Here is a 17,430-nt window from a genome sequence, read left to right as displayed (position 1 = left end):
ACGTTGCGTCCGGGCCGGTCCGTTGATGCCCTGATGGGCCCCCTTCTTCTCGTCAGGCCAGCCCGCGCTCGGACAGCAATCCGAATACGCGTGCCAGCGTTTGCTCGACGGCCTCGCCGGTGGTGTCCACCTCGACGGCATCGGCCGCGGGTTTCATCGGCGAGTGCGTGCGCGCTTGATCCCGCGCGTCCCGCTCGACAATGTCCCGGTAAATCTGATCAATGTTAGCACCGCCCCCGGACAGCGACAACTGCTCGTACCGGCGCCGCGCCCGCTCGTCCGGACTGGCGGTGACATAGAGCTTGAGCTCGGCATCCGGAAATACCACCGTGCCCATGTCGCGGCCGTCCGCGATCAGGCCGGGCGCGCGGCGCAATCGTCGCTGCAGTTCGAGCAGCGCCGTCCGCACCGGCGGGTGCGCAGCAAAGCCGGACGCCAGCCGTGCCACAGATTCGTCGCGGATCACCGCGGTTACGTTCTCTCCGGCCAGCAGCACCGCCGCATCGCTGCCATCGCCCGCCACCGGAAACGCCACATCGAGCGCCGCCGCGGCGGCCGCCGCCCGCGCCACATCCGCCGACGTCTCGGGGTCCCAGCCTTCGCGGGCGGCCACCACCGCCACCAGCCGATAAAGCGCGCCCGAATCGAGCAGATGCCAGCCCAGGCGGGCCGCCACCAGCCGGCTCAACGTACCCTTGCCGGAGCCGCCGGGCCCGTCGAACGCCACCACCGGGGCCAATCGGTGATTGTTCTGTTCACTCGGCGTGCTCATGCCGAATCCCCGGTGCGCACGGCGACATCCAGCCCGAGCTGGCCGGCCACCGTTTCGAAGCCGGGGAACGAGGTGGCGATATTGGCGCAGTCGTCGATCCGGACCACCCCCTCGGCCCGCAGGCCGGCGATCGCGAATGCCATCGCCACCCGGTGGTCGCCGTGGCTGTCGACCCGCGCGCCCGTCAGCGGGCCGCCGGTGATGTCGATGCCATCCTCGTATTCGGTGACCGCGACGCCCATCGCCCGCAGGCCGGTTGCCATCACCGCCAGGCGGTCGCTCTCCTTGACCCGCAGTTCGGCGGCGCCACGCAGTCGAGTGGTGCCGGACGCACAGGCCGCGGCCACGAACAGCACGGGAAATTCGTCGATAGCCAGCGGCACCAGCGCCGGGTCGATGTCAATGCCGGTCAGCGGGCCGCCGCGTACGTACAGGTCGGCCACCGGCTCGCCGCCGCACATCCGCTCGTTGCGGCACTCGATGGCGGCGCCCATCGATCGCAGTATCTGCAGCACACCGGTGCGCGTGGGATTGATGCCCACGGCTTCGATTAGCAGATCGGCATCGGGACTGATTGCCCCGGCCACCAGAGCGAATGCCGCCGAGGAGATATCCGCCGGCACCTCGATTGCCCCGCCCTGCAGGGACTGGCCGCCGGCCAGGCTTACAACGTTGCCGGTCCGCGTCACCGCCGCACCCAGCGCCTGGAGCATGCGTTCGGTGTGGTCGCGACAGACGCCCGGCTCGATCACCGCCGTTTCGCCGCTCGCATACAGCCCGGCCAGCAGCAGGCAGGAGGCCACCTGGGCGCTGGCAACGGGCATATCGTAGTGGATGCCGGCAAGCCGGGCCCCGCCGCCGATGCGCAGCGGCGCCCGCCCCTGATCGTCGCCGGCGATAGCCGCGCCCATCAGCCGCAGCGGGTCGATCACCCGTTTCATGGGGCGTCGCTGCAGGCTGTCGTCGCCGGTGAGGGTCACATCGAATGCCTGTCCGGCCAGCAGCCCCGCGAGCAGCCGCATCGACGTGCCGGAGTTACCCAGATCGAGCGGCTCGGCCGGCGGCTGGAGACCATCGCGGCCCACGCCGTCCACCACGAGCTGATCACCCCGGCGCGCGATCGACACCCCCATCGCTTGGAAGGCCCGCATGGTGGCCAGGCAATCCTCGCCCTCGAGAAAACCGCTGATGTCGCTGCGGCCTTCCGCAATCGCCGCCAGCATCACGGCCCGGTGGGAGATCGACTTGTCGCCCGGCACCCGAACCACCCCGGCGGGCGATGCCAGGCCGCGGACGTCCCAGTCGACCCGGTTCATGTCCGGCCCGTGCGGTTGTCCACGAACCGGTCGCGCACGGCTTTGGCCCGCTCGAAACGCCGGTTGACGGCGTCGCGGTCGTTATCGGCCAGCGCCTGGCGCAGGGTGTTCAACTCGGCCAGATAGCGATCGATCACGGGCAACAGACAGTCGCGGTTGGCCTGCACGATGTCGCTCCACATGGCGGGGCTGCTACTGGCAATGCGGGTGAAATCGGCGAATCCGCCCGCGGCGTAATCGAAGATTTCCTGCTGTTCGTCGAGGCCGGCCAGGGTATCGACCAGCTGGTAGGCCAGCACGTGCGGCAGATGGCTGGTCGCGGCCAGCACCGCGTCGTGATGCTCGGGCGTCATCTCGCAGACCTGCGCCCCCGCCGCCTCCCAGAGACCGCGCACCGTGGAAACTGCCGCCGGATCGGTTTCGGTGTCGGGCGTCAGAATCACCCGGCGGTTTTCGAACAGCGCCGCGAAGGCGGCGTCGGCGCCGCTGTATTCGGTCCCCGCCACCGGATGGCCCGGCACGAACCGTGCTGCAGCTCGCCCCAGGATGCGCCGGGCGTCCGCCACCACGCCGGTTTTGGTGCTGCCGGCATCGGTAACGATCGTCCGGTTACCCAGCGCGGGGGCGATATCGGCCAGTACCGCCGCGGTGGCACCAACCGGTACGGCCAGCAGCACCAGGTCGGACCGGGCTGCGGCGTCCGCCGGCGACTCGGCGATTTCGTCAATCAGGCCAAGTTCCAGCGCGCGCTCCAGGTTGGCCCGACCGCGACCGGCGCCGATCAACCGATCGACACAGCCCGCCCGCCGCCATGTCGCAGCCGCGGAGCCGCCGATCAGACCCACGCCGATAATCGCGACCGATGTCACGCGTGTCGTGCTCATCCAGTCCGACCCAACACGCGGGCCATCGCCGCCAGAAAGCGTTCGTTCTCGGCCTCGGTACCCACGGTGATACGCAAATGGCGCGGCAGGCCATAACCCGCCATCGGCCGGACGATCACGCCCTCCCGCAGCAGGGCCTGAAAGGCCTGATCGCCATCCATGCCCATGTCCGCGGTGACGAAGTTGGCCTGCGACGGCAGCACCTGGCCGCCGAGCGCTTCCAGGCCAGCGGTCAGGGCGGGTAGCGCCGCATTATTGTGATCGACGGATCGGGTCAGGTGAGCCTCGTCGCCCAGCGCCGCCTCGGCCGCAGCCAGGGCCAGGCTGTTGACGTTGAACGGCTGGCGTACCCGGTTGAGCCGGTCGGCGATATCCGCATGCGACAGGGCATATCCCACCCGCATCCCGGCCAGCCCGTAGGCCTTGGAGAACGTCCGGGTCACCACCAGATTGGGATAGCGTTCAAGCCAGGCGCGGCTGTCCGGCCGCTGATCCGGCGACTGATATTCGCAGTAGGCCTCGTCCAGCACCACCATCACCCGGGCCGGCACCTGTTCCAGCAACGACTCGATCGCCGCCGGCGACAGCCAGGTACCGGTGGGATTGTTGGGATTGGCGATGAACAGGATGCGGGTGTCGTCATCCACCATCGCGGCCAGCTGCCCGGCATCATGGCCGTATGGCATAGCCGAATCCGGCGCCCGGGCCTCGGCCCAGCGCACCCCCGCGTTCATGCCCAGGGCCACCAGCCCATAGATCGCGAAGGCGTGCCGCGCCATCACGATGTTGGTGCCAGATCCGAGCAGAATCTGCCCCAGCAGGCACAGCAGATCGTTGGAGCCATTGCCGAGCGTGATGCGCGCCGGGTCGATGTCGTGAAACGACGCCAGGGCCTGCTTTAGCCGGTAGCCGGTGCCGTCCGGATAGCGGGCGCCTTCGGTGGCTGCCTCGGTCACCGCTGCCACGGCCTTGGGCGAGGGGCCGAACGGATTTTCGTTGGAGGCAAGCTTGATGATGTCGGTCAGACCCAGCTCCCGGCGCAGGGTCTCCACCGGCTTGCCGGGTTCGTAGGGCGCCAGGGACTGGATCCCCGCATTGACATGGTCGAGCAGCGAACTGGGCATCGGCGAGAAAACGGTTGGCGTAAGTGGCGGCAGCGCCGTCAGAGCACGGCCCGGGGATAGGACCCCAGAATCTTGAGATGGGCCGCTTCGGCCTCGATCCGGTCGATCACCTGCCGGACGCGATCCTCGGCCACGTGGCCTTCCAGATCGATGAAGAAATTGTAGTCCCAGGCCTGACGCCGGGACGGCCGCGACTCGATGCGCGACAGGTCCACCCCGGCGTCGGCTGCCGGGGCCAGTAGCCGATGCAGCATGCCAGGCCGGTTGTGGATGGATACCAGAATGGACGTCATGTCCTCGCCGGTGGCCGGCACCGACTGCTGGCCCAGCACCAGGAAACGGGTGGTGTTGTTGGGCTCGTCCTCGATATTGGCGCACAGGATCGGCAGCTCGTAGAGCTCCGACGCCGCCCGGCCGGCAATCGCGGCGGCGGCTGGCTCGTCGCGGACCATGCGGGCTGCCTCGCCGTTGCTGGCAACCGCCTCGCGCATCACGCTGGGCAGCTTGGCGTCCAGCCACTTGCGGCACTGCGCCAGCGACTGGGCATGCGACACCACCCGCTTGACCTCGCTGAGGTCTGACGCATGCGACAACAGATGATGATGCACCGCCAGGGCTACCTCGCCGACAATCGACAGCCGGCTGCCGACCAGCTGGTCCAGCGTGTGACTGACCACGCCCTCGGTGGAGTTCTCCACCGGCACCACGCCGTAATCGGCGTTGCCAGCCTCCACTTCGCGGAATATCTCGTCGATCGCCGCCAGCGGTACCGCCGTGACCGAATGCCCGAAATGCTTGTAGACAGCCGCCTGGGTGTAGGTGCCTTCCGGCCCCAGGTAGGCCACCTTGAGCGGCGACTCAAGGGCCAGACAGGCCGACATCACCTCGCGCATCAGACGCACGACGGTTTCGTCGGACAACGGCCCGCGGTTGCGCGCCGCCACCGCCCGCAGGACCTCGGCCTCGCGGGCGGGGCGATAGCAGTCGCCGGCCTCGCCGTCGATGTCGGCCTTGATGCGGGCAATCTCCTGGGCCAGACCCGCCCGTTCGCCGATCAGCGCCTGCAGCTGCTCGTCGAGCCGGTCGATGCGGTCACGCGCCGCCTTGAGGCCATCGTCGGTCATGGTGTCAGCTGCTGCGTTCGCTCACGGCGTTGAGATAACGTACCGACAATACGCCTTCAATGCCCCGGATTTCCTCCAGCACCGCCTCGTCGGCTTCGGTGTCGACATCCACCAGGGTATAGGCGATCTGGTTGCGCGACTTGTTGATCAGGTCCGCGATGTTGAGTTCATGCCGGGCCAGGGTGGAGGAAATCTGCCCCACCATGTTGGGCACGTTGGCGTTGACGATGCAGATGCGATGCGCGCCGTCGGTGGGCGGCATGATGGTTTCGGGGAAATTCACCGAATTGCGGACGTTGCCCACCTCGAGGTAGTCCCGGATCTGATCCGCCACCATCACCGCACAGTTGTCCTCGGCCTCGTCCGTGGAGGCACCCAGATGCGGCAGCGACACCACCTTCGGGTGATTCTTCGACGCCATCGTGGGGAAGTCGCACACATAGCTACTCAGCTTGTCGGCATCCAGCGCTTCCAGCACCGCCGCCTCGTCCACGATTTCGGCCCGGGAGAAGTTGAGCAGCACCGCCTGCTGGCGCATCAGGCGCAGGCGCTTGGCGTCGATCAGATTCTCGGTGGCCTCGACCAGCGGCACGTGAATCGACACGAAATCGGAGCGCGAGAGGAGCTCATCCACCGATAGCGCCTGCTCCACGCCGGCATGCAACCGCCAGGCATTGCTCACGGTAATGCCCGGGTCGTAGCCGAGCACGTTCATGCCCAGATCACGGGCCGTGTTGGCCACCTTCACGCCGATGGCGCCCAGGCCAACCACACCAATGGTCCGGCCCGGCAGTTCCACGCCCTTGAACTGCTTCTTGCCGGCTTCGACCTTCTTCTTAAGGCCCGGCTCGCTGTCATCCAGCTTCTGCACGTAATCCCAGGCCTGGACGATGTTGCGGGCCGCCAGGAACAATCCGGCCAACACCAGCTCCTTGACCGCGTTGGCGTTGGCGCCGGGGGCGTTGAACACCGGCACGCCGCGCTCGCTCATGCGATCGACCGGGATGTTGTTGACCCCGGCGCCGGCACGACCGATGGCCTTGATCGTGTCGTCCAGATCCAGGCCGTGCATGTCGGCCGACCGCACCATCACGGCATCGGGCCGCGATAGCTCGGAAGCCACTTCGTAGAGATTACGGGGAAACCGATCGAGTCCGAGCGGCGAGATGTTGTTAAGCGTCTGAATTCGGTACATGGGCTCTTGCTTTGAAGAAAACTTTAACCACAGATTTCGCAGGCTAACGCAGAGATTTAACGGAAATTCTCAACCATTTATTTCCATTATTTAATCTGTGAAATCTGCGTAATCTGCGGTTACCACTTATCGGCGTGGACGCAATGCTTGCGTCAGCCGTTGCGCTGTTCGAAATCGCGCATGAAATCGATCAGCGCTTCCACGCCGGCCTCCGGCATGGCGTTGTAGATGCTCGCGCGCATGCCGCCCACCGACCGATGACCCTTGAGCGACGACAGGCCGGCTTCCCCCGCTTCGCTGAGGAAGCTCTTGTCCAGACCGTCGTCCGCCAGCAGGAACGGCACATTCATGCGTGACCGGGCAGCCGGATCCACCGGGTTGCGGTAGAAGTCACTCTGATCGATGAAGTCGTACAGCCGCGATGCCTTGCGGGCGTTGGTGGCAGCCATGGTCTCCAGGCCACCATTGTCCAGCAGCCAGCGGAACACCAGGCCACAGACGTACCAGGCGAAGCAGGACGGCGTATTGAGCATGGAGTCGGCCTCCAGCTGGGCCTGCCAGTCCAGCACCATCGGCGTGGCCGGCGCCGCGTGGCCGAGCAGGTCGTCCCGGACGATCACCATGCAGATGCCCGCGGGGCCCGCGTTCTTCTGGGCGCCGGCGTAGATCACGCCGTAACGCGACACGTCCACCGGCCGCGACAGGAAGTTCGACGACATGTCGGCCACCAGCGGCACGTCACTGCCCAGGTTGGGGTCGTTCGGGAACTCCACGCCCTGGATGGTCTCGTTGGGCGTGATGTGCACGTAGCGAGAAGCGGCATCCAGATCCCAGTCGCTCTGATCGGGAATCGAGGTGAAACCGTCGTCGCCGGTCGCGGCCACGCGGGCGTCGAGATACTTGCCGGCTTCCTTGTGGGCCTTCTTGCCCCAGTTGCCGGTCACGATGTAGTCAGCCCGATCGCCGGGCAGATTCAGTGGCACGCCGGCGAACTGGGCGGTGGCCCCGCCCTGCAGGAACAGGATGCGGTAGTTGTCCGGCACCGCCAGCAGCGTGCGCAGATCCTGCGTGGCCTGCTCGGCGATGGATACGAACTCCGGCCCGCGGTGGCTCATTTCCATGACGGACATGCCGCTGCCCTGCCAGTCCAGCATGTCGTCGCGCACCTGGGCGAGCACGCTTTCCGGCAACGTCGCCGGGCCTGCACTGAAATTGAACACTCGTGCCATGTAAACCTTCTTGTGTTGAAGAATGCGATGAAAGACCCGTCGTTTCGCGGGCGCACAGCCTGAACGACTATCGTGACCCGCCCATGGCAGGACGGCGAGAATCGCGTCGGCGCGGGCGCCGGATCGGTGCGACTATGCGTCTTCCCCCTCGTCCTCGTCCGCCGCGATGCGGTCGATGCCCACCAGCTTGTGCTCGTCGGCAATGCGGATGATGCGCACGCCCTGGGTATTGCGACCGACGATCGAGATCTCGGCCACCGGCGTGCGGATGAGCGTGCCGATATTGGTGATCAGCATCACCTCGTCGTCGTCGCCGACCTGGGTGGCGCCGATCACGGCGCCGGTCTTCTCGCTCTGGGCCAGCGCCAGCACGCCCTGACCGCCGCGGCCCCGCAGCGGGTAGTCATCCACCGGCGTACGCTTGCCGTAGCCGTGCTCGCTCACGGTGAGGATATGGCCTTCGCGCATCACGATCAGCGCGATCACGGACTGGCCCTTGCCCAGGCGAATGCCGCGCACGCCGGCCGCCACGCGACCCATCGAACGGACATCGGCCTCGGCGAAGCGGATCACCTTGCCGCCGTCGGAGAACAGCATGATCTGGGATTCGCCCTCGGTGAGGTCGACCCCGACCAGCGCGTCATCGGCCCGCAGGTCGATGGCAATGATGCCGTTGGCCCGCGGCCGGGAGAACGATTCCAGCGGGGTCTTCTTGACCGTACCGCGGCGGGTGGCGAAGAACACGTTCTCGCCGGTATCGAAGCTCTTGACCGGCAGCACCTGGCTGATGCGCTCGTCGTTTTCCAGCGGCAGCATGTTGACGATCGGCTTGCCGCGGGCGCCGCGGCCGGCGCTGGGCAGTTCGTACACCTTCAGCCAGTAGACCTTGCCGGCCGAGGAGAAGCACAGCAGCGTGTCGTGGGTGTGGGTCACCCACAGCTTGTCGATGAAATCCTCGTCCTTGGTCTTGGTGGCCGAACGGCCGCGACCGCCCCGCCGCTGCGCCTGATACACGTCGAGCGGCTGGGACTTCACGTAGCCCTCGTGGGTCAGTGTGACCACCACGTCCTCGGGCGTGATCAGGTCCTCGGTGGTCAGATCCAGATGATCGTCGAGAATCTCGCTGCGGCGTTCATCGCCGTACTGCTCCTTGATTTCCACCAGCTCGCCGCGGATCACCTCGAACAGCCGGGCGTCCGAGGAGAGAATCTCGATGAAGTCGGCGATCTCGGCCAGGAGCTTCTCGAACTCCTCGATGATCTTGTCCTGCTCCAGCCCGGTAAGGCGGTGTAGGCGAAGGTCCAGAATCGCCTGGGCCTGGGTTTCGGTCAGCCGGTAGCCCTGGTCGGTCATGCCGAATTCTTCCGGCACGTCCAGCGGACGGGAGGCATCCGCCCCGGCCCGGCCCAGCATGTCGGTGAGTTGGCCCGGCGGCCAGGTGCGGCTGATCAGCCCCTCGCGGGCCTCGGCGGGGCTGGCCGAGGCGCGGATCAGTTCGATCACCTCGTCGATATTGGCCAGCGCCACCGTGAGCCCTTCCAGCACATGGGCCCGGGCGCGGGCCTTGGCCAGCTCGAACTGGGTGCGCCGGGTCACCACCTCGCGCCGATGGCGCAGGAAGGCCTGCAGAATCTGCTTGAGATTGAGCGTGCGCGGCTGGCCGCCATCCAGCGCCACCATGTTGATGCCGAACACCATCTGCATCTGCGAGTGGCGATACAGGTTGTTCAGGATCACTTCCGGCGTCTCGCCGCGGCGCAGCTCGATCACCATGCGCATGCCGTCCTTGTCGGACTCGTCGCGCAGCTCCGTGATGCCCTCCAGCCGCTTCTCCTTGACCATCTCGGCGATCTTTTCCAGAAGCCGGGCCTTGTTCACCTGGTAGGGCAGCTCGGTGACCACGATCGCCTGCTTGCCGCGCTCGTCGATGTCCTCGATGTGCGCGCGGGCCCGCATCCACATGCGACCGCGGCCGGTGCGGTAGGCCTCGCGGATGCCGTCCACGCCGTTGATGATGCCGGCGGTGGGCAGATCCGGGGCCGGCACGTACTGCATCAGGTCATCGATGGTCAGCTCGGCGTCGTCGATCAGGGCGATGCAGGCGTTGATCACCTCGCCCAGATTGTGCGGCGGGATGTTGGTGGCCATGCCCACCGCGATACCGGTACCGCCGTTGATCAGCAGATTGGGCAGCCGCGTGGGCAGCACCGCCGGCTCGGTCTCGGATTCATCGTAGTTGGGGATGAAATCGACCGTGTCCTTGTCGATATCGGCGAGAATCTCGTGGGCCAGCTTGGCCATGCGCACTTCGGTGTAGCGCATGGCCGCCGGCGCATCGCCGTCCACCGAACCGAAGTTGCCCTGCCCGTCCACCAGCATGTAGCGCATGGAAAAGTCCTGGGCCATGCGCACGATGGTGTCGTACACGGCCGAGTCGCCATGCGGGTGGTACTTACCGATCACGTCGCCGACCACGCGGGCCGATTTCTTGTAGGGCTTGTTCCAGTCGTTGCCCAGTTCCCGCATCGCGTGAAGCACGCGCCGGTGGACCGGCTTGAGGCCGTCACGCACGTCCGGCAGGGCACGGCCCACGATCACGCTCATGGCGTAATCCAGGTAGGACTGCCGCATCTCGTCCTCGAGATTGACCGGCAGAATCTCTTTTGCAACCTCGGCCATAGATGTACACACGTTCATGCGGGCCGGCCGCATGTGCGGCCCGGGCCGGGAGGTGGGTGCCCGGCGTGCGGATGCGCACGCAAGCAGGCCTGATCAAGCGCCGCATTTTAGCATAGGCCGGGCATGCCGACACCTGCCGCGAGGCCCCGTCTGATATAGTCCCGGCCATCGCGATATCGCCCTCACACGCCCCTGAATGAGTGCCTCCCGCCAGCCCATCGACACGCTGATCCTGCCGCGCTGGTTGATTCCGGTGGTGCCCGCGGGCGCGGTGCTTGAAGGCCATGCCCTGGCGGTGGACGGCGGCCGCATTCGGGCGGTACTGCCGGCCGACGAGGCCGCGGCACGCTTTGCCGCCCGGGAGACCATCAAACTCCCGCGTCAGGCCCTGATTCCTGGCCTGATCAACGCCCACACCCACGCGGCGATGAATCTGATGCGGGGGCTGGCCGACGATCTGCCGCTGATGGAGTGGCTGCAGGAACACATCTGGCCGGCGGAGGGGCGTTTCGTGTCGGAAGGCTTCTGCGCCGATGGCGTCCAGCTGGCGGCCGCCGAAATGCTGCGCGGCGGCACCACCTGCTTCAACGACATGTACTTTTTCCCCGATGTCACCGCCGCCACCACGGCGCGCATCGGCATGCGGGCAGCCGTGGGCATGATCCTGATCGATTTCCCCACCCCCTGGGCCAGCACCACCGAGGAATACCTGGCCAAGGGCCAGCAGGTGCGTGACGCCTACCGGGACCATCCGCTGATCAGCACCAACTTCGCCCCGCATGCGCCCTACACGGTGTCCGACGAGCCGCTGCGGGCGGTCCGCACCCGGGCCGACGAGATGGACCTGCGGGTTCACATGCACGTGCACGAAACCGCCTTCGAGGTGGAACAGGCCGAGCAGCAGGACGGCCGGCGGCCGCTGGCCCGGCTGGCCGACCTGGGTCTGGTCACGCCCAATCTGCTGGCGGTGCACATGACCCAGCTCACGGAAAGCGAGATCGAGGACTGCGCCCGCGCCGGCGTCCACGTGCTGCATTCGCCGGAGTCGAATCTTAAGCTGGCCAGCGGCCTGTGCCCGGTGGCGAAATTGCTGGACGCCGGGGTCAACGTGGCGCTCGGCACCGACGGCGCCGCCAGCAACAATGATCTGGACATGATCGGCGAGATGCGCACCGCCGCCCTGATCGGCAAGCTTGCCGCCGGTGACGCGGCCGCCCTGCCCGCCGCCACCGTTCTGCAGATGGCCACCCTCAACGGCGCCCGGGCGCTGGGCCTGGACGCGGACACCGGCTCCCTGGAGCCAGGCAAGTGGGCGGATTGCACCGCCATCGACCTGGACACACCGGAAACCCGCCCGCTGTACGACCCGGTGGCGCAGATCGTCTACAGCAGCGACCGTCGTCAGGTCACCGACACCTGGGTGGCCGGCAAACGTTTGCTGCGTGACCGCCAGCTGACCACCATCGATCTTGACGACACGCTGGCCCGCGTCGATCACTGGCAGGCCGCGCTCGGTAAGGCCTGACTCCGGACGAATCCTCATGCCAAGCAATCAACAGGAAGAACTCGCCAAATTCGACGCCCTGGCCCAGCGCTGGTGGGACCCGGAAGGCGACATGCGCCCCCTGCATGACATCAATCCCGCACGCACCGCCTGGATCGACCGCCAGGCGGGGCTGTCCGGCAAGCGCGTGCTCGACGTGGGCTGCGGCGCCGGGCTGCTGAGCGAGGCGATGGCCCGTGCCGGCGCCGACGTGACCGGCATCGATCTTGCCCCCGGTCTGATCGAGGCCGCCACTGCCCATGGCGCCGACGGTGGCCTGGCCATCAGCTATCGCTGCCAGAGCACCCGTGATCTCGCCGCCGAGGCCGCCGGCGGTTTTGACCTGGTCACCTGCCTGGAAATGCTCGAGCATGTCGACGAGCCCGGCGTGATCGTGGATGACTGCGCCCGGCTGGTGAAACCCGGCGGCACCGTCGTGTTTTCCACCATCAATCGCAGCCCTGCCGCCTGGCTGCTGGCGATTGCCGGCGCCGAATACGTGCTCGGCCTGCTGCCGCGCGGTACCCACGACTACGCCAAGTTCATCCGGCCGTCGGAACTGTCCGGCTGGGCACGCCACAGCGGACTGGCTACCCGGGAGATCACCGGCATGCACTACAACCCCTTCCTGCGCACAACCCGCTTCGGCGGCCGTCCGGACGTCAACTACTTCCTGCACGCGGTCCGACCGACCGGTGACGGCGTATGAGCCGTCACGGGGTCCTGCTGGACCTGGACGGCACCCTGCTCGACACCGCCCCCGATCTGGCCGGCGCCCTCAACGACCTGCGCCGTGACCGGGGGATGACGCCCCTGCCCCTGGCTGCGCTACGCCACACCGCCTCGATGGGCGGGCGTGGCATGCTTGCCCGCGGCCTGGGCCTGACACCGGATGATCGCGACTATTCAGATGCTTACACGAACTTTCTGACCTGTTACCGGGAACGTCTCACGGACACCGTCCAGCCGTTTCCCGGTATCCGCGCCGCGCTGGCCGAGATCGCGGCAGCCGGCCATGCCTGGGGCGTCGTTACCAACAAGATGCTCGCGCTGGCCGAGCCGCTGATGACGGCCATGGCCTTTTCCCCGCCGCCCGCCTGCGTGATCGGTGGCGACAGCGCGCCCCGCGCCAAACCCCATCCCGATCCGCTGCTGCTGGCCTGCGAACAGCTCGGGCTGGCGCCGGCCGATTGCGTGTACGTCGGCGATTCCGACCGCGACATCGCCGCCGGCCGGACCGCCGGCATGCCCACCATCGGCGTGCTGTATGGCTATTTCGACGGCGACGAGGACGTCGCCGGCTGGGGCGCCGATCAGCTCATCACCCAGGCATCGGAACTGCCCGCTGCCGTGGCCGACCTTCTGTCCACCCGGGAAACCCATGCCTGAACCCGCATTGCAGGATCGCGTGATCCTGATCACCGGCGCCACCGGCGGTTTCGGTGCCGCGCTGGCCGAGGCCGCCGCCGCGGCTGGTGCCCAGCTGGTACTGGCCGGCCGCCAGCAGAAGAAGCTGGAGGCCCTGTCCGACCGCATCACTGCGGCCGGCGGGCCTGTCCCCTGCCTGTTCCCGGTGGATTTCACCCGCGCCAGTGGCGACCCCTATCAATTGCTGGCCGAGGGGATCGAGGCCGATCTGGGCCGGCTGGATGGCGTGGTCCATGCCGCCGCGCGCTTCCAGGCGCTCACGCCGCTGGCCGGGCTGGAACTGGAGGAATGGCAGCGCGCGCTCCACCTGGGCGTGACCGTGCCATTCGCCCTCACCCGGGCCTGTCTGCCGCTGCTGGGCCGGTCGCCCGATGCCTCGGTGGTCTTCATGGATGACGCGGTCGGGCGTGGGGACAACGCATTCTGGGGCGGCTATGCGGTCGCCAAAGCGGGGCTGTCGTCGCTGATGACGCTGTTCGCCACCGAGCACGGACATCGCGACGACCTTCGCTTCAACGCCCTGCGGCCGGGGCCGATGGCCACACCATTGCGGGCTCGCGCCTTTCCCAGCCAGGACGAGAAAGCGCAACCGACCGATCAGGCGGTGTCGGCCTGCCTGCACCTCCTGGGACCGTCAGGCCGCGGCATCAACGGGCAAACGCTGGATCCGGATCAGAGCGATCTAGGGGGCTGCTGAAAAAGCAGCCACCTAGAGCGGGACAGGGATGTCCCTCCGGCGATCAAGCATGTAAATGCTTGATCGATCGAAGCCGAGTCCGGACCTGGGCCGGCCTCGGCGTGCTGGAAAAGGACAGGACAGTCCTTTTTCAGCAACGCCCTAGCGCCCGGACAGACCCACCGCGCGTGCCAGCGCCGCCACTTCCTTCGGCGCCAGTTCCCGCCAGCCCCCGGCCTTGATCCCGGTGGGCAGCGGCACCGGGCCGAAACGCACCCGCATCAGCCGGCTGACCTCCACGCCCTGGCTGGCCCAGAGCCGCCGCACCACGCGGTTGCGGCCCTCGGTCACGGTCACGCGGAACCAGCGGTTGGCCCGGCTGGGATTCTCCCCTTCCAGGATCCGGTCGAAACGGGCCAGCCCGTCCTCGAGCATCACCCCTTCCGTGAGCCGATCGAGCATGGGCTCATCGACGGGCCCATGCACGCGCACGGCGTACTCACGCTCCAGACGATGGCTGGGATGTTCCAGGCGCCGCTTGAGCTCGCCATCGGTGGTCATCAGCAGCAAACCGGAAGTGTTGACATCCAGCCGTCCCACCGCCAGCCAGCGTCCGGCCGCAAGCCGCGGCAGCTTGGCAAACACCGTGGGCCGGCCCTGGGGGTCACGCCGGGTGACGACCTGATCCACGTGTTTCTTGTAGGCCAGCACGCGGCGTGGCACCGAGGCCGCCCGGGCGGTGGAAAGCGGTCGACCATCCAGGGTGATGCGGTCATCGAGCCCGGTCGGCTGGCCGGGTTCGGCCACCTGATTGTTCACACGGATACGGCCGGCCGCGATCCAGCGTTCGATCTCGCGCCGCGAGCCGTAGCCCGCCCGGGCCAGCATCTTCTGGAGTCGCTCGGCCATCAGTGCAGTGCGTCGGAGGGGGAATCGAGGTCGTCGGTCGTCGGTACCTCGGGCGTGGGTGACGCGTTACCGTCCTCGTCCGCGTCTTGCGCCTCGGACCCGGCGTTGCGCAATCGTTCAGCCGCCGCGTCCAGGTCATCCAGATCACGGATTTCCGGCAACGACGGCAGATCCTCCAGCCGCTTGAGATCGAGATCGTCGAGGAACTGGCTGGTGGTGCCGAACAGGGCCGGGCGCCCCGGCACTTCCCGGTAGCCCACCACGCGCACCCACTCGCGTTCCAGCAGCGTCTTGATAATGGACGATGACACCGACACCCCGCGCACCTCCTCGATCTCGCCGCGCGAAATCGGCTGGCGATAGGCGATCAGTGCCAGGGTCTCCAGCAGTGCTCGCGATAGCTTGGGCGGGCGCTCCTCCCACAGCTTGCCGAGCAGGCCGGCATAGTCCGCACTGACGCGAAAGCGCCAGCCCCCCGCCACTTCCACCAGATTCACCGCGCGGCCGGCGTAATCCGACTGCAGCGCCGAGAGTGCCGTACGGATGGCCTTGCGGTCCGGCGCCCCGTCCTCGGCCAGCAGGGTTTCCAGCCGGGCCACGGTCAGCGGGCCGTCGGCGGCCATCAGCAGGGCTTCCACGCAGCCGAGTATCTTTTCCTCAATCATCGCCATCACTCGTGATCACATCGTCGTTGCCGCGGCGGTCGCCCCGGGCGCCGGCCACCTGCAGGGACAGCGGCGCGTAGGGTTCGCTCTGGTCCACTTCCACCAGCGCCTCTCGCACCAGCTCGAGAATGGCCAGGAACGTGACCACCACACCCATGCGGCCCTCGCTTTTCGGGAACAGGCTGGAAAACGGCGTCGCCCCCCGGCCCTGCAGCCGCTGCAGGATGCCGCTCATGCGTTCGCGCACGGACAACGGCTCGCGCTCGATCTGATGATGGGCGAACAACTCCGCCCGCTGCATGACCTCCTTGAAGGCCAGCAACAGGTCGGCCAGCGCCGGAATCGGCTGGGGCCGGTCGATGTCGACCTGCTCGGCCGACAGCTGCACCACCGCCATGTCGCGCCCTACCCGCGGCAGCGTATCGACATTTTCCGCCGCGGTCTTGAACTGCTCGTACTCCTGCAGGCGCCGCACCAGTTCGGCTCGGGGATCGTCGCCTTCGTCCTCCTCGGTACTGGGCCGGGGCAGCAGCATGCGCGACTTGATCTCGGCCAGCATCGCGGCCATCAGCAGATATTCTCCGGCCAGTTCGATCTGCAACTCCTGCATCAGCTCGATGTAGGCCACGTACTGCTGGGCCACGCGCTGGATGGGAATATCGAGAATATCCAGGTTCTGCCGCCGGATCAGGTACAGCAGCAGATCAAGCGGCCCCTCGAAGGCCTCGAGAATGACCCGCAGCGCATCCGGCGGGATGTACAGGTCATCCGGCAGCTGATCCAGGCGTTCGCCGCGGACCAGGATTGCCGCCGGCGGCGGCTCGTCGACGAAATCGGCCGGGTGTTCGCTCATCCGGCCGCGGCCGGAATGAAGCCGCTGACCTCGAACACCCGATCCAGCGTGGGCGCCGCCCGCTCGCGGGCCGCCCGGGCGCCGTCCCGCAGGATGGCGTCGAGGCTGGAGGGATCATCCCGGAACGTCCGGTAGCGTTCCTGCAAGGGCTCCAGAAAGGCCACCACGGCATCCGCCAGCTCGCCCTTGAGCTTGCCGTAGCCTTCCCCGGCGAACCGGGCTTCGAGATCGGCCATGCCCTCGCCGGTGACCGCCGAGTACATCGACAACAGGTTCGACACCCCGGGCTTGGCCGCCTCGTCAAAGCGGATCTCGGCATCGGAATCGGTCACCGCGCGCTTGATCTTCTTGACCACCCGCTTGGGTTCGTCCAGCAGCGCCACGTAGTTGGCCTCCACCTCGTCCGACTTGGACATCTTGGCCGTGGGATCGCCCAGGCTCATGATCCGCGCCCCGACTTCCGGGATGAACGGCTCCGGCACGGTGAACACCTCGGCCTCGTAGCGGGCGTTGAAGCGCTGGGCCAGGTTGCGGGCCAGTTCCAGATGCTGTTTCTGATCGTTGCCCACCGGGACCGCATCGGCCTGATACAGCAGGATGTCGGCCGCCATCAGCACCGGATAGCCGAACAGGCCGGCGTTGATGTTGTCCGCGTGCTTCGACGACTTGTCCTTGAACTGAGTCATGCGGTTGAGCTCGCCCATTGCCGTGTGACAGTTCAGGATCCAGGCCAGCTGCGAATGCGCCGGCACGTGCGACTGCACGAACAGCGTCGATCTGGCCGGATCCAGCCCGCAGGCGAGATACAGGCACAGGAACTCGTGGCAGCGCTCACGCAGGGCCGCCGGGTCCTGGCGCACGGTGATGGCATGCAGGTCCACCAGCGTGAACAGGCAGTCGTGCGTGTCCTGCATCGCCACCCAGTTCTTCAGCGCCCCGATGTAGTTGCCGATGGTGAGACGGCCGGAGGGCTGGATACCGGAAAGAACGACGGGTTTGGCGGTGTTGGCGGACACGCGGCAGCAGGTTGCGA

Annotated in this window: 16 protein-coding genes; 4 read left to right on the top strand and 12 right to left on the bottom strand. The window is 67.2% G+C overall.

Annotated elements, in window-relative coordinates:
• Positions 1–52 precede the first annotated feature (52 nt).
• The 8 genes from cmk to gyrA all read right to left on the bottom strand — a co-directional run bounded on the left by cmk (position 53) and on the right by gyrA (position 10,323).
• Positions 53–772: a (d)CMP kinase gene (gene cmk / locus RM531_RS02170; protein ID WP_311656957.1), complete on the bottom strand. Its 720-nt coding sequence runs from the start codon at positions 770–772 to the stop codon at positions 53–55.
• Positions 769–2,088 (bottom strand): 3-phosphoshikimate 1-carboxyvinyltransferase, encoded by a 1,320-nt coding sequence (aroA, locus tag RM531_RS02165; RefSeq protein WP_311656955.1) that lies wholly within the window; start codon positions 2,086–2,088, stop codon positions 769–771. The genes cmk and aroA overlap by 4 nt, the downstream gene beginning before the upstream one ends.
• Positions 2,085–2,972, bottom strand: coding sequence for a prephenate dehydrogenase (locus tag RM531_RS02160; RefSeq protein WP_311656953.1), 888 nt, complete (start codon positions 2,970–2,972; stop codon positions 2,085–2,087). The genes aroA and RM531_RS02160 overlap by 4 nt, the downstream gene beginning before the upstream one ends.
• The gene (gene hisC, locus RM531_RS02155) at positions 2,969–4,096 is read right to left on the bottom strand and encodes a histidinol-phosphate transaminase (protein ID WP_311656951.1); all 1,128 of its coding nucleotides are present in this window, start codon (positions 4,094–4,096) and stop codon (positions 2,969–2,971) included. The genes RM531_RS02160 and hisC overlap by 4 nt, the downstream gene beginning before the upstream one ends.
• A gap of 38 nt (positions 4,097–4,134) precedes the next feature.
• On the bottom strand, positions 4,135–5,220 hold the full coding sequence (pheA, locus tag RM531_RS02150; RefSeq protein ID WP_311656949.1) for a prephenate dehydratase: 1,086 nt from the start codon (positions 5,218–5,220) through the stop codon (positions 4,135–4,137).
• A gap of 4 nt (positions 5,221–5,224) precedes the next feature.
• Positions 5,225–6,415 carry a phosphoglycerate dehydrogenase gene (locus RM531_RS02145; protein WP_311656947.1) on the bottom strand — a complete coding sequence of 397 codons (1,191 nt, stop codon included), beginning with the start codon at positions 6,413–6,415 and terminating at the stop codon, positions 5,225–5,227.
• A 152-nt stretch (positions 6,416–6,567) separates the two neighbouring features.
• Positions 6,568–7,644, bottom strand: a complete 1,077-nt coding sequence (gene serC, locus RM531_RS02140) for a 3-phosphoserine/phosphohydroxythreonine transaminase (protein ID WP_311656945.1) — start codon at positions 7,642–7,644, stop codon at positions 6,568–6,570.
• Positions 7,645–7,776: 132 nt separating this feature from the next.
• Positions 7,777–10,323, bottom strand: a complete 2,547-nt coding sequence (gene gyrA, locus RM531_RS02135; protein WP_311656943.1) for a DNA gyrase subunit A — start codon at positions 10,321–10,323, stop codon at positions 7,777–7,779.
• Positions 10,324–10,519: 196 nt separating this feature from the next.
• On the opposite strand from gyrA, the gene RM531_RS02130 reads away from it, so the two are divergent.
• From RM531_RS02130 to RM531_RS02115, 4 genes are read left to right on the top strand one after another with little or no spacing between them, the layout of a single operon-like run.
• On the top strand, positions 10,520–11,848 hold the full coding sequence (locus RM531_RS02130) for a TRZ/ATZ family hydrolase (protein ID WP_311656942.1): 1,329 nt from the start codon (positions 10,520–10,522) through the stop codon (positions 11,846–11,848).
• A 16-nt stretch (positions 11,849–11,864) separates the two neighbouring features.
• A complete protein-coding gene (gene ubiG / locus RM531_RS02125; protein ID WP_311656941.1) occupies positions 11,865–12,575 on the top strand; it encodes a bifunctional 2-polyprenyl-6-hydroxyphenol methylase/3-demethylubiquinol 3-O-methyltransferase UbiG in 711 nt (236 codons plus the stop codon).
• The gene (locus tag RM531_RS02120; protein ID WP_311656940.1) at positions 12,572–13,255 is read left to right on the top strand and encodes an HAD family hydrolase; all 684 of its coding nucleotides are present in this window, start codon (positions 12,572–12,574) and stop codon (positions 13,253–13,255) included. The genes ubiG and RM531_RS02120 overlap by 4 nt, the downstream gene beginning before the upstream one ends.
• Complete coding sequence (locus RM531_RS02115) at positions 13,248–13,991, top strand: SDR family NAD(P)-dependent oxidoreductase (RefSeq protein WP_311656938.1); 744 nt, start codon at positions 13,248–13,250, stop codon at positions 13,989–13,991. Before RM531_RS02120 ends, RM531_RS02115 begins: the two co-directional genes overlap by 8 nt.
• Positions 13,992–14,132: 141 nt before the next feature.
• On the opposite strand, the gene RM531_RS02110 is transcribed toward RM531_RS02115, so the two are convergent.
• Genes RM531_RS02110 through trpS form a run of 4 tightly spaced genes read right to left on the bottom strand, consistent with a single transcriptional unit; the run spans position 14,133 to position 17,413 of the window.
• Complete coding sequence (locus RM531_RS02110; protein WP_311656936.1) at positions 14,133–14,879, bottom strand: pseudouridine synthase; 747 nt, start codon at positions 14,877–14,879, stop codon at positions 14,133–14,135.
• Entirely contained in the window at positions 14,879–15,544 is a 666-nt protein-coding gene (gene scpB, locus RM531_RS02105; RefSeq protein ID WP_311656934.1) for an SMC-Scp complex subunit ScpB, read from the bottom strand. Before scpB ends, RM531_RS02110 begins: the two co-directional genes overlap by 1 nt.
• Positions 15,537–16,397, bottom strand: coding sequence for a segregation and condensation protein A (locus RM531_RS02100; RefSeq protein ID WP_311656932.1), 861 nt, complete (start codon positions 16,395–16,397; stop codon positions 15,537–15,539). Before RM531_RS02100 ends, scpB begins: the two co-directional genes overlap by 8 nt.
• A complete protein-coding gene (gene trpS / locus RM531_RS02095) occupies positions 16,394–17,413 on the bottom strand; it encodes a tryptophan--tRNA ligase (protein WP_311656931.1) in 1,020 nt (339 codons plus the stop codon). The genes RM531_RS02100 and trpS overlap by 4 nt, the downstream gene beginning before the upstream one ends.
• Between the last annotated feature and the right edge of the window lie 17 nt (positions 17,414–17,430).

Source organism: Spectribacter acetivorans (assembly GCF_031846305.1).
GTDB classification, from domain to species: domain Bacteria; phylum Pseudomonadota; class Gammaproteobacteria; order Nevskiales; family Salinisphaeraceae; genus Spectribacter; species Spectribacter acetivorans.
This window is presented reverse-complemented; position numbering and strand designations above follow the sequence as displayed.